This is a genomic window from Acidiphilium sp. PM (assembly GCF_000219295.1).
GTDB lineage: Bacteria > Pseudomonadota > Alphaproteobacteria > Acetobacterales > Acetobacteraceae > Acidiphilium > Acidiphilium multivorum.
The window spans coordinates 1-12,050 of the sequence record NZ_AFPR01000447.1 but is presented as its reverse complement, the minus strand read 5'-3'; the positions used below and the strand labels follow the sequence as shown (position 1 = coordinate 12,050).

At 69.5% G+C, this 12,050-nt stretch carries 11 protein-coding genes; 1 reads left to right on the top strand and 10 read right to left on the bottom strand.

What is annotated here, in order from left to right:
• The 4 genes from APM_RS13540 to APM_RS13525 form a co-directional block, all read right to left on the bottom strand.
• A partial coding sequence (locus APM_RS13540) for a glycosyltransferase family 4 protein (protein ID WP_007423928.1) occupies nt 1-1,008 on the bottom strand: 1,008 nt, incomplete at its 3' end.
• Nucleotides 1,005-2,066, bottom strand: coding sequence for a GNAT family N-acetyltransferase (locus tag APM_RS13535; RefSeq protein WP_007423927.1), 1,062 nt, complete (start codon nt 2,064-2,066; stop codon nt 1,005-1,007). The genes APM_RS13535 and APM_RS13540, both read right to left, overlap by 4 nt.
• Nucleotides 2,063-3,292: a glycosyltransferase family 4 protein gene (locus APM_RS13530; RefSeq protein WP_035188470.1), complete on the bottom strand. Its 1,230-nt coding sequence runs from the start codon at nt 3,290-3,292 to the stop codon at nt 2,063-2,065. Before APM_RS13530 ends, APM_RS13535 begins: the two co-directional genes overlap by 4 nt.
• Nucleotides 3,292-4,332 carry a polysaccharide deacetylase family protein gene (locus tag APM_RS13525; protein WP_007423925.1) on the bottom strand — a complete coding sequence of 347 codons (1,041 nt, stop codon included), beginning with the start codon at nt 4,330-4,332 and terminating at the stop codon, nt 3,292-3,294. Before APM_RS13525 ends, APM_RS13530 begins: the two co-directional genes overlap by 1 nt.
• Before the next feature lie 37 nt (nt 4,333-4,369).
• Here APM_RS13525 and APM_RS13520 point away from each other — a divergent pair, with 37 nt between their 5' ends.
• Nucleotides 4,370-5,500, top strand: coding sequence for a GNAT family N-acetyltransferase (locus APM_RS13520; RefSeq protein ID WP_007423924.1), 1,131 nt, complete (start codon nt 4,370-4,372; stop codon nt 5,498-5,500).
• A 154-nt stretch (nt 5,501-5,654) separates the two neighbouring features.
• Here the strand turns inward: APM_RS13520 and APM_RS13515 are convergent, their stop codons facing one another.
• The 6 genes from APM_RS13515 to APM_RS13490 all read right to left on the bottom strand — a co-directional run.
• Nucleotides 5,655-6,107 carry an Rrf2 family transcriptional regulator gene (locus APM_RS13515; RefSeq protein WP_007423923.1) on the bottom strand — a complete coding sequence of 151 codons (453 nt, stop codon included), beginning with the start codon at nt 6,105-6,107 and terminating at the stop codon, nt 5,655-5,657.
• 31 nt (nt 6,108-6,138) lie between these two features.
• A complete protein-coding gene (locus APM_RS13510; RefSeq protein ID WP_007423922.1) occupies nt 6,139-7,149 on the bottom strand; it encodes an FAD-binding oxidoreductase in 1,011 nt (336 codons plus the stop codon).
• Nucleotides 7,150-7,225: 76 nt separating this feature from the next.
• Nucleotides 7,226-8,899, bottom strand: a complete 1,674-nt coding sequence (hcp, locus tag APM_RS13505; RefSeq protein ID WP_039888806.1) for a hydroxylamine reductase — start codon at nt 8,897-8,899, stop codon at nt 7,226-7,228.
• Nucleotides 8,900-9,052: 153 nt separating this feature from the next.
• Nucleotides 9,053-10,159 (bottom strand): ABC transporter permease, encoded by a 1,107-nt coding sequence (locus APM_RS13500; RefSeq protein ID WP_007423920.1) that lies wholly within the window; start codon nt 10,157-10,159, stop codon nt 9,053-9,055.
• Nucleotides 10,160-10,163: 4 nt separating this feature from the next.
• Nucleotides 10,164-11,288, bottom strand: coding sequence for an ABC transporter permease (locus tag APM_RS13495; RefSeq protein WP_007423919.1), 1,125 nt, complete (start codon nt 11,286-11,288; stop codon nt 10,164-10,166).
• Nucleotides 11,285-12,050: ABC transporter ATP-binding protein (locus tag APM_RS13490; protein WP_007423918.1), on the bottom strand; the 766-nt coding region annotated here is incomplete at its 5' end. The genes APM_RS13495 and APM_RS13490, both read right to left, overlap by 4 nt.

Sequence of the window (12,050 nt, the reverse complement as noted above, 5' to 3'; positions counted from 1 at the left end):
GTCGGCGGCAAGCCGGCGCACCGCGCGCCACAGCGCCGCCCGATCCCCCGGATCGACCAGCAGCGCGTTGCGCTCGTGGGTCAGCACCTCGCGGATATTGGGCTGGTCGGGGGCGACGATGGCGCAGCCCGCGGCCATGTATTCGAACAGCTTCAGCGGCGAGGCATAGGCGACGGAGGCGGGCTGCAGCGCGATATCGATGCCGGCGAGAAGGGCCGGAACCGCCTCGCGGTCGACCAGCCCGGCGAAGCGCACCCGGTTCTCGATTCCGAGGGCGGCGGCGCGGGCCCGCAGGTCGGGCAGCGCGGGCCCGGTGCCGGCGATCACGAGGTCGAGCGGCAGGGCGCTGTCGCGAGCCATGTCGTCGATGATCAGGTCGAGCCCGTGCCAGGGGCGGACGAAGCCGATGAACCCGAGCACCGGCGTATGCGCGGCGGCGCGGTCCGGTTCGGGAAACCGGCCGATATCGACGCCGTTCGGCGTGATCGTGATGCGGTCGGCCGGCGCGCCCTCGGCCACGAGTATGTCGCCCAGCACCCGGGTGACGGCGAAAACCCGGTCCGCGGCGCGCCAGACGGCGCGTTCCCCGGCGCGCGCCACCGCCTGCAGGCGCAGGCCGCCATGCTGCGCGCGCTCGTCGGCCAGCGGGGAATTGACCTCGACGAAATAGCGGCAGCGGCACAGCCGCGCGGCCCAGGCGCCGGCGAGGAAAAACAGGTTGTAGCGCTCGTAGATCAGGTCGGGGCGGAATGTCCGCACCGCGCGCCACAGGCGCCAGAAGGCGGGAAGATTATAGGCCAGCTCGGCGAGTTCGCCGATGGCGGCGGGCAGCAGCCGGCGCAGCGCGCCGGCCGCGCCACCCGAATCGCCGAAGCGCGACGCGGCATAGGCGCCGGGGCCGACCACCAGGACCTCGTGCCCGGCCCGCCGGAACGCGGCGATCAGGTCCTCGAGATGCACGGACTGGCCGTCGCGCGACTGGATCCGGTGGCTGTAGAGAATTTTCATGAGGGAACGCCGGTTGTCTGGCCGCGCCTCCGGCGGGCGCGGCGCAGGGCGCCGAGCCGCTCGCGGGCGAGCATGGCAAGGCCGGCGGCGCTGCGCGGATTGATCAGCAGCAGCCCGGCCATGGTCCGGTGCCGGGAAACCCAGTCGCGCTTGTAGCGATCGTCGCCGCGCCCGAAATCGAGGTGATCCACGGTGTCGGCGGCGAGGATCGACCTGATCATCAGCGCCGTCAGAACCGTTCCGGGCGAGCGCGCCACAGCGCCCTCGACATGCGCCAGCTTGAGCAGATAGGCGCGGCCGCCGCTGATCGCCCAGTATTGCGCGGCGATCGGCCCGTCGTCATCGGCGAGAATGCCGGCGCGCAGCAGCCCCGCGCCCGCCAGCCCGCGCATGATCCGCGCGTTGATCCCGGCGAAGGGCTCGGCGGGCTTCCATGATCGGTCATAAACCGCGTCGAACTGCGCGACGGCCTGGTCGAGATCGACCGGCTCCGGCTCCGGGCCGTCGCCCGGCGACGCCGCGCCGAAGCCGAAGCAGCGGAACCGCAACGCGCCGGCGGCCCGCATCCGCCGGCGGATGGTGTTGCGCAGCGCCCCCGGCCGCCCGGAGAGCCAACGCTCGAAATCGCCATCCACCGGCATGAACCAGTTGCTGAAATGATCGAACCGGCTGACCGCGAGGCCATGCGCCGCGGCGGCCCGTTCCAGCGCGGCGATGGCCGGATCGTCCGGGTCGAGCGCGTCGAGCCGGACGATGCCGCGCACCTGGCCCATGAGATGGCGGGCGAAAGCGGATGGATCGTGACCGCCCGGCCGGAACACGAGCGTATAGGGGCTGTTCAGCCCGGCCACCGGCACCAGCGCGCCGGCCCGTGAGCGGCACCATAGCGGCAGGCTCGCCCCATCTTGCGTCAGCATGGCGGGCACCAGATCACGCGGCCGCGCCGCCCCGGCGATCATGTCGAACCACAGAAAACTGCCGAACAGGTCCCGCGCCGGATCGGCAAAGCCCATCGCTCCGGCGCCGGGCCAGGGCATGACGCCCGCCGCCCCGCTCATGGCCGTGCGCCGTCATGACACGCGGCGATGAATTCGGCCGCCTTCAGCCGCCAGTCGGATCGGCTCGCGCGGGCGCGCCCGCCTTCGGCCAGCCGCGCGCGCAGCGCCGCGTCCTCGCGCAGGCGACGCATCGCCGCGGCGATCGCCGGAACCGAATGACCGTCGACCAGCAGCCCGTTCTCGCCGTCGCGCACGGCGGCGGGGCTGCCGCCGTCGCGGCCGGCGATCACCGGCAGGCCGGCGGCATTGGCTTCCAGGAACACGAGGCCGAACCCCTCCGTATCGCCGGAGGCGAGCGCCCGGTTGGGCATCACGAACACGTCGCCGAGACGGTAATGATCGGCGAGGTCGGCATCCGGCACGTCCCCCGCGAACACCACCGCCTCGCCCACGCCCTCACCCACGGCGATCTGCGCCAGCGTTCCGGCATAGGGCCCGTCGCCCACCACCAGGAACCGCAGCGCCGGATCTGCGCGATGCAGCGTCGCGAAGGCGCGGATCGCGTTGTCGATGCCCTTCTTTTCCAGCAGCCGGCAGACGGAGACGAACACGAAATGCCCCCGCAGGCCATGGCGTTCGATCAGGTCGCCGCGCGGGCCGCCCGGCGCGGGAGCGAATCGATCGAAATCGACGCCATTCTCGATGAGCCGGATCCGGTCCCGCGCGCCCGGCAGCATCGATGCCACGGTATCAAAGGTGAAGCGGCTGACCACGATGATGACATCGGCGGCGGCGAGCGCGGCGCGGCGGCGGCGTCCGCTCGGGTCGTAATTGTCGTCGGTGGTGATTTCCTCGCCATGCACATAGGCCACGCGGCGCAGTCCCGGCCAGAACCGCAGCACCCGCAGGATCCAGGCGCCGGACATCAATTCGCCGACGCAGACCGCACTGATCGGCCGCGTCGCCAGAATCGCGACGAGGCGGCCGAGCACCGCCAGCCGCAGGGCGAGGTCATAGGCGATGAAGCGCAGCCGGGCGATCGGGGGTTCATCGCCCGACTGGCGCAAAGGCGTGCGCAGCAGCATCAGCCGCGTCACGCGGAACGGGGCCTGCCGGTCATGCTCGCGCCAGCCGATCAGCGGCAGATCGTCGGCGTAATGGGTGCGGGGGGCGAGAACCTCGACCATGCCGTTCGCATGGCGGGCGAGTTCGCTGTAGACGAGCGCCGAGCCGCCGCGCACCGGCGGGAAATTGTTGGCGATCAGCAGGACGCGGCCACCGGCCATCACCGCGCCGCGGTCATCGGCTGCGGCCCGGCGGGGGCGAGCAGGCCGGGAATGGCATCGGTCCGGACGAACCGGCAACCCGTCCGGTCCGCGAGATCGGTCAGCATGGCCGACAGGTCGTCGTAGAAATGATGCAGGTCGCGCCGGCTCCGCACATAGGGGTTCCGGCCCGGCCAGATCGAGGAGCTATGGAAGCTGAGCGGGAAAATGCGCTGCTCCCGCGCGAGCAGGGCGTCGGTCAGACGCCGCGCCGCCCCCGCGCCATTGCCCTCGGGCGAGAGCGTCACGCGTTCGGCGCAGCCGAGGCGGGCCAGCGCCGCGCCAAGGATCTGCCGCCGGCGGCCCGGCTGGTTGATCCACCTGTAAGCCGCGCGGCCGAACGCCCGGCCCCAGCCGATGACCGACCGGCAGAGCGGCAATTCCAGGAGTTTGCGGTCATCGCCAAACCAGAACGGCTCGAAATCGATCGCGCTGTAATCGAGCCCGCCCTCGCCGGCCATCGAGGTTCTCGGCGCAAGGCTGGTATCGATCGAGACGCCGAGCTTGCTGATCAGCCGCGCGGTATGGGGGCCGAGGCCATAGCGGCCGGAGCGGAACACGGTTGGCGGCATCGCGAAACAGTCCACGAACTTCTCGTGGAGATTCTCCAGCTTCTGCGCCTCGATTTCAGAATCGAGATTGCTCGCGAACGACAGGTCCGAGCGCGGCTGCCCGGCGAAAGGGGGCGTGATCCAGGCGTGAAGCTGCAGGCCGAGGGCGCAATCGCCACGCTCCGCCATCCGCCGCAACTGGGTCACGACTTTTGGATTCTCGAGAACGGGGTAGGTCAGCAGCAGCGTGGGAACGGCGCCATAGGCGCGCAGGATGGGGCTCAGTTGATCGAGGTGATGCAGATAGGTCGTGTCAAACGGCGTACCCTCGACCGGCGTCAGCCAGTCGAAATCCTCTTCCGTGTCGATGATGACGGTGGCAACCGGCTTAGGCTCGCGCAGCCGCGCCGGAACCGGAGCAATAAATAGATCTGAAATCAATTCAGGCATGACAATTTAATCTTCTTATGGAATTATCTTTTTTTTAATGACACGTGGAACCTTCGATTTCAAGCGCAGCCCGTCGGGCTCCGATCACGATCCGGCCCTGACGGTGGTGGTTGAGGACGATCCGGACATCGCCGCCCTTGGCGAGGAATGGCAGGCGCTGGAGGCGCGGGCCGACGGCTCCTTCTTCACCTCATGGACCTGGATCGCCGCCCTGCTGGCCAATGGTCTCGTCCATCCGCTGGTGGTGCGCGTCGAGGCGGCCGGCCGGCTGGTGGCGATCGGGATTTTCCACCGGCGGGCGAGAGGGTTCTCGCGCTCGCTGAGCCTGACCTCGGTGGACGACCCGGAATACGACGCCCCCTATGTCGAGCATAACGGACCGCTGGTCGATCGCGACTATCCGGAGGCGTCAGGGATCTGGTGGCAGGCGATCGGCCGGCTCGGCGCCAGCGTCGTCTACCTGCCGGGGATCGCGCCGGAGGCGCTGCCCGGCCTGCGCCGGCTCGGCACGGTGCTGGTCGAGCGGCAGCAACCGGCCCCGCGCCGCAGCCTGGCGCCGGTGCGCGCCTGCGGCGGCGACGTCACGGCGCTGATGTCGCCCAACAGCCGAAGGCAGATCCGCCGCGCGATCCGCGCCTGCGAGCAGAGCGGTCCCCTGACGCTCGATCGGGCGACGACGCCGGACGACGCCCGTCTCGCCTTCGCCCGGATGGCGGATCTGCACCGCGCGGGCTGGCGGAGGCGCGGCCAAGCGGGGGCGATGTCACCATCGTTCTGCCGGTTTCATCTTGATGTTCTGGCCCGGGGTGTCGCGGCCGGTACGGCCGATCTGCTGACCGTCAGGGCAGGCGACCGGCTGATCGGCCATCTGTATAATTTCCGCTACGGCCGGACGGTGTCGGCCTATCAGAGCGGCTTCGCCTACGACACGGCTTTGCCGCACGAAAAGCCGGGACTGGTCTGCCATGCGCTGGCAATCCGGCATTATGCCGAACAAGGCCTGGAGATTTACGATTTCCTCGCCGGGGCGGCACGCTACAAGACCAGCTTCGCCGACCATGCGCGGGATCTGGTCTGGCTTCGGCTCGCGATGGGCCATGCGCCGCTGGCATTGATGATCCGGGCGCGGGCGAGGGTGGCGGCGTATCGGGATCGCCGGGATATTTGAAAGAAGATCCTGTCCGGAGAATTTCACGTCACGCATTCTGATTCCCTGGAAAGTCAATAATCCATTGGAATCATTGAGTGCGTCGTTGTCGTCGCACGCGCGCGGCACGAACGACCGCGGCGATGCCTTCGGCAGGCCGATGGCTTGGCCCGCTCTATGTTCCGGCTTCGCTCGACATCGCGAGGCCCAGCCGCCGCATCAGCCTGGGGTTTCCGGGCGAGACGACGTCGGCGAGCGTATAGCGGTCGAACACGCCCAGAAGCGCGTCCCGCGCCTCATTCATCACGGCCTGAAGATCGCAGCACCCGCCGATCGCGCAGCGCCCGCCCTCCTGGCAGGGGACCAGCGCCAGGCCCGGTTCCATCGCCCGGATGACCTCGCCAAGCCCGATATTCGCAGCCGGCCGGGCAAGGCGCATCCCGCCATGCCGGCCGCGGATCGTCTCGACCAGGCCGGCCTGGCCAAGGGCATGCACGACCTTGGTCAGGTGATGATCCGAAATGTCGTACGAAGCGGCGATTTCGGCGATCGACGCCTGGCGTTCCGGCCGCAGGGCGAGGAAGATCAGCGTGCGCAGACCGTAATCGGTGAACATCGTGAGATGCATCTGTCCTCACTATCGCCACGGCCGGTCCGGATCAACGCAGCTGGACCTGCTCGGCGAGGATCTGCGCCTCCGGCACGCCATGCCACCGTGCCGTCGTCACCACCGCCTCGACCAGCTTCGGCGGGCCGCAGACATAGATGTCCGGCGGCGTGGCGGCGTTGGAGAGCCATGAATCGAGCGCTTCGGCCGATGTGCCTGTAAATCCGCTCCAGTCTCCCTCGGGATGCCAGATCGCGGTGGTGACGGTGAGGCAGGGCAGTTGCGCGGCCAATGCCGCAATCTCGTCGGTCGCGAACAGTTCGGCCTCGCGGTTGGCGCCGAAGATCAGGTGGGTTTCCTGCATGTCCTGGAATTCGGCGAGGTGCCGCAGCATCGAGAGCAGTGGCGCGAGGCCGCAGCCGCCGCCCACCAGGCAGCGCGGTCGGGGGCTGGTGTCGTCCAGCACGAAACGGCCGAGCGGGCCGCGCAGCGAGAGCGCATCGCCCGGCTTCGCCTCGGTTCCGAGCCAGGTCGAAAAGGCGCCACCCGGTACCAGCCGGATCAGGAATTCCACCCGCCCGTCCCAGTTCGGCAGGTTGGCCAGCGAATAGGCCCGGCGGATATCGGTGCCGGGGATCGCCACCTCCATGTACTGGCCGGGCACGAAATCGGCGGCCTGCCCGAGTTCGGCGTCCGGCCGCAGGCGCAGGGCGAGCGAAACGGCGCTCGCGCCCGCCGGCGCGATCCGCTCGATCACCGCCTCGCGGGTCGGCGCGCGGTGCCGCAGGATCGCCGACTCGGCATAAGGCAAGGCCACCGTCATGTCGGAGGTCGGGCGGCACTGGCAGAGCAGCACGTCGCGGGTGATCGTCTCGCCAGGCTGCCCGCCGGCATCGTGGTCGCCGCTGGCGATTTCGGCGCGGCACAGGCCGCAGCTGCCTTCATGGCACATCGAGGGCAGGAACAGCCCGGCGGCCTCGGCGGCGGCGAGCACGGTTTCGCCCGGCGGGCAGGCGACGTCGAGACTCGCGCCGTCGCGCGTGAGAAGGGTGATGTCGTTCATCGTTCGGTTCCTGGGGTCGATCCCTGGTTCGGATGCGGGGGCCGGGGCGGCGCGTGGCCGTCCCGGCTTGTGGTCGTCAGGCCGCCGCCTTCGGCGCGAGTGCGTCGGCAATGTCGGCCTCGGCCGAGGTGATCGGCCGCACCCCGAAGCGGTTCACCAGAATGTCGAGCAGCGCCGGCGTCAGGAAGCCCGGCAGCGTCGGCCCGAGGCGGACATTGCGCACCCCGAGGGCGAGCAGCGTGAGGAACACCGCCGCCGCCTTCTGCTCGAACCACGAGACCACGAGCGACAGCGGCAGGTCGTTCACCCCGCATTCGAAGGCGCCGGCCAGCGCCTGGGCGATCACCAGCGCGGAATAGGCGTCGTTGCACTGGCCGATATCGAGCATCCGCGGCAACCCGCCGATCGTGCCGAACTCATGCGTGTTGAAGCGGTACTTGCCGCAGCCGAGCGTCAGCACCACCGTGTCGTCCGGCGCCTGTTCGGCGAACTCGGTGTAGTAGTTGCGCCCGGGGGCAGCGCCGTCGCAGCCGCCGATCAGGAAGAAATGGCGGATCGCGCCGGCCTTCACCGCGCCGATCACCTGCTCCGCCGCCCCCAGCACGGCCTCGCGCCCGAACCCGGTGGTGACCGTCCTCTCCGGCTCGGTGCGGGTAAAGCCCGGCAGCGCCTTCGCCGCCTGCACCACCGGCGAGAAATCGCCATCGGCGATATGCCGCAGCCCCGGCCAGCCCACCGGCCCGGCGGTGAAGATGCGGTTGCGGTAAAGCGGCTGCGGCTCGATCAGGCAGTTCGAGGTCATCACGATCGGGCCGGGGAAGGCGGCGAACTCGGTCTGCTGGTTCTGCCAGGCGGTGCCGTAATTGCCGGCGAGATGCGAATAGGCGTGCAGCTTCGGATAGCCGTGCGCCGGCAGCATCTCGCCATGGGTATAGACATTGATGCCGGTATCCTTCGTCGCCTCCAGGATCGCGTGCAGGTCGCGCAGGTCATGGCCGGAGACCAGGATCGCCTTGCCCTCGACCGGCGTGATCCGCACCGGCGTCGGCGTCGGCGCGCCATAGGTGCCGGTATTCGCGGCGTCGAGCGCCTCCATCACGGTGAAATTGACGCGGCCCAGCGCCAGCGCCTCTTCCAGCATCAGTTCGAGATCGACCGGACCGCCGGCCAGCAGGTCGAGCACCCGCGCCACCCCGTCGGCGATCGCCTCGCGGGTCTCGCCCAGCACCTCGGCATGGTGAGCGTAGGCGGCAACGCCCTTGAGGCCATAGAGCAGCAGGGCGCGCATGCCGATCACGTCCTCGCCGACCGCCTCGGCGCCGGCGCGCACGCTGGCGACATTCGCCTGCGCCAGCAGGCCCACCAGCGAATCCGCGGGAATGAACGCGGCGGCGCCACCCAGCGCCTCCGGGGTCTGCCCCGCCTCGCTCGCCGCCTCCGCATAGGCGTCGCGGAGCCGGTCGCGCAGCCGCGCCGCCGTGGCAATCATTTCAACGAAGCGGGCCCGGTTGAAATTCACATTGGTGAGCGTGGTGAACAGCGCATAGAGAATGAAGCTGTCCGCCTCGGCGTCCCGGCGGCCGAGTGCCTGCAGCCGCGTCACATACTGGCCGATGCCCTTGAGCTGATGGATCAGCACGTCCTGCAGGTCCGCGGTCGCCTCGTCCTTGCCGCACACGCCTTTCGGCCCGCCGCAACCCGCTGCTCCCGTCTCGGAGCGCATCGTCTGTTCACACTGAAAGCAAAACATGAATCTGAAATCCCTTCGCTGGTGATCCTCCCGCGCGGGGCCGTCGGGCCGGCGTCAAAAGGCGTATCCGAAATGCCTGTTAAAAAACGTATCCGCCTTGATCTGGATCATGCGGCCGGAAAATCATGTCGCCCGCATCACGCGGGCGCAAAATCATGTCGTGCGCTTGCGGAACAGCCAGGCCGCGAGGCCGAGATTGACCGCGCCGATCGCCGCCATCGGCCAGAACTGGCCGGCGAGCGTGCCGAACCCCGCCCCTTGGAGAAACGCGCCGCGCACGATCACCAGCATGTAGCGCAGCGGGTTGACCAGCGTGATCCGCTCCACCCAGAGCGGCATGTTGGCGATCGGTGTCGCGAAGCCCGACAGGATCACCGAGGGCACCATGAACAGGAACGCGCCGAGCAGCGCCTGCTGCTGTGTGGCCGACACCGCCGAAATCGCGAGCCCCACCCCGGTCACGGCGGTGACGAACAGCAGCAGCCCGACATAGAGAGCCACGATGTTCCCGCGCAGCGGCACGTGGAACCAGAACACCGCCGCGAGAATGATCACCGTGGCCTCGACCATGCCGATCAGCAGCCCCGGCACGCTCTTGCCGATCAGGATGTCGAGCTGTGTCAGCGGCGTCACCAGCAGCTGGTCGAAGGTTCCCGCCTCGCGCTCGCGCGCCACCGAAAGCCCGATCACCACGAGGGTCACCACCTGGGTGAGCAGTGCGACGATGCCCGGCACCACGAACCATTGCGAGCGCAGCGCCGGATTGTAGCGCGCCCGCATCACGAGATGCGCTGGCGGCCCGCGCCCGCCCCGCGCCGCCCGCCAGTCATCGCCGAAGCGGGTGAGGATCGTGTTCGCATATCCCACGATGATCAGCGCGGTGTTGGAATTCCGCCCGTCCACGATCACCTGCACGGGCGCCGCCCGCCCGCTCAGCAGGTCGCGCGTGAAGTGCCGGCCGATCACCAGCACCATCTGCACCGCGCGGGAATCGATCAGCGCGTCGATCCGGTGGTCGCTGTGCAGCGTGTCCGCCAGTTCGAAGGTGGGCGCTCCGAGAAACCGCGCGACCAGTTCCCGCGAGGCCTGGCTGCCATCCTGGTTGTAGATCGCGACCGGCACGCGGTTGAGGTCGAAGGTCGCGGCATAGCCGAACACCATCAGCTGGATCAGCGGCGCGGCGAACAGCACCACGCGGCCCCTGCGGTCGCGCAGGATCGCCTGCAGCTCCTTGATGATGAGGGCGATGATGCGCGCCATCCGCCTAGTCCAGCCGCTTGCGCGCCAGCGCCCGCGCCAGCCCGAGAAAGATCGCCGCGAGCACGACGAGCGCCGCCGCGTTCGGCAGGATGACGGCCCAGACATCGCCCGCCAGGAATACGGATTGCAAAATCGCAACGAAATATCGCGCCGCCACCACATGCGAGATCGCCTGGACGAAGCCGGGCGTGCTGTGCAGGTCGAACACGAAGCCCGAGAGGATGAAGGCCGGCAGGAAGGTGGTGATCAGCGCGATCTGCCCGGCGACGAACTGGTTGCGCGCCACCGTCGAGATCACCAGCCCCATACCGAGCGTGGCCAGCATGAACAGCGCGGCGCAGGCGCTGAGCACCACGATCGAGCCGTGCAGGGGCACGCCGAAGAGAAACACCGCGATCGCGACCGAGCCGAGCATCCCGCCCATTCCGAGCACGAAATAGGGCACGAGCTTCGCGATCAGGATTTCGCGCAACGCCACCGGCGTCACCATCAGCGCCTCCATCGTCCCGCGTTCCCATTCGCGGGCGATGACGAGGGCCGTCAGCAGCGCGCCGGTCAGCGTCATGATCAGCGCGATCAGGCCGGGGATCAGATAATGCCGGCTGTTGACCGAGGGGTTGAACCGCACGCGCGGGCGGACATCGAGCGGCAGCGGATCGCGCACCCCCTGCCGCGCCGCCTCCGCCGCGACCCATCCGGCCCACACCTGCTGGACATAGCCCTCGACCAGCCGCGCGGTATTGGCATCGACGCCATCGATGATGACGCCGATCGGCGCGCCGGCCGACCCGCGCGCCTGCCGGCCGAAATCGGCCCGCAGCCAGACGATCCCGTCCACCTTCCGCGCCGCCATCGCCCGTTCGGCCGCCTGGCCGGTCAGGTAGCGGTGCGGTTCGAAATAGCGCGAGCGGTCGAACCCGGCGGCGAAGCTCGCGGCGAGCGCCCCCGGCTGCTCCACCACGATGCCGAGCGGCACCCGCCGCGCATCGAGCGTCACGCCGTAGCCGAACAGCCAGAGCAGGATCGCCGGCAGCAGGAAGGCGATGGCGAGCGCGGACGGGTCGCGCAGGATCTGCAGCGCCTCCTTGCGCATCAACCCCCGCACCCGCCGCAGCGCCGCGCCGTTCATGCCGCCTTCCCCTCGGCCGCGCCGATCACGGCGATGAACGCGTCCTCCATCGTCGGGTCGGGCCGGGCCGCGTCCGCCGCCGCGGCGCGGATCGAGGCCGGCGTGCCCTCGGCGAGAATGCGCCCCTGCGCCATGATCACCAGCCGGTCGCAATACTCGGCCTCTTCCATGAAATGGGTCGTGACCAGCACCGTCACCCCGGCCTCCGCCAGCGCGCTGATCCGCCGCCAGAAATCCCGCCGCGCCAGCGGGTCCACACCCGAGGTCGGCTCGTCGAGAAACAGGATGTCCGGCTCGTGCATCAGTGACGCGGCGAGGGCGAGGCGCTGCTTGTAGCCGAGCGGCAGGTCGCGCGCGGCCGCCCCGCGCATCGCCTCCAGCCCGAATTCCGCCAGCGCCCAGCCGATCCGTGCCGCCCGCTGCCCGCCGCGCAGCCCATAGGCGCTGGCGAAGAAGGTCAGGTTCTGCGCGACGGTAAGGTCGCCATAGAGCGAGAATTTCTGAGCCATGTAGCCGATCCGCCCGCGCGCCGCCGCCGCCGCGCGCCGCAGATCGTAGCCGGCGACGTCGAGCCGCCCCTCGCTCGGCGGCAGCAGGCCGCACAACATGCGGAACGTGGTCGATTTTCCCGCCCCGTTCGCGCCGAGCAGGCCAAAGATCTCGCCGCGGCGCACCTCGAAACTCACGGCATCGACGGCGGTGAAATCGCCGAACCGCCGCGTCAGCCGCTCCACCGCGATGACGGTCTTCGCCGCCTCGGCC

Coding starts and splice junctions, on each gene's coding strand:
- APM_RS13520 (WP_007423924.1), top strand. CDS start 4,370: ATGACACGTGGAACCTTCGATTTCAAGCGCAGCCCGTCGGGCTCCGAT.
- APM_RS13500 (WP_007423920.1), bottom strand. CDS start 10,159: ATGGCGCGCATCATCGCCCTCATCATCAAGGAGCTGCAGGCGATCCTG.
- APM_RS13535 (WP_007423927.1), bottom strand. CDS start 2,066: ATGAGCGGGGCGGCGGGCGTCATGCCCTGGCCCGGCGCCGGAGCGATG.
- APM_RS13525 (WP_007423925.1), bottom strand. CDS start 4,332: ATGCCTGAATTGATTTCAGATCTATTTATTGCTCCGGTTCCGGCGCGG.
- APM_RS13495 (WP_007423919.1), bottom strand. CDS start 11,288: ATGAACGGCGCGGCGCTGCGGCGGGTGCGGGGGTTGATGCGCAAGGAG.
- APM_RS13515 (WP_007423923.1), bottom strand. CDS start 6,107: ATGCATCTCACGATGTTCACCGATTACGGTCTGCGCACGCTGATCTTC.
- APM_RS13530 (WP_035188470.1), bottom strand. CDS start 3,292: ATGGCCGGTGGCCGCGTCCTGCTGATCGCCAACAATTTCCCGCCGGTG.
- APM_RS13510 (WP_007423922.1), bottom strand. CDS start 7,149: ATGAACGACATCACCCTTCTCACGCGCGACGGCGCGAGTCTCGACGTC.
- hcp (WP_039888806.1), bottom strand. CDS start 8,899: ATGTTTTGCTTTCAGTGTGAACAGACGATGCGCTCCGAGACGGGAGCA.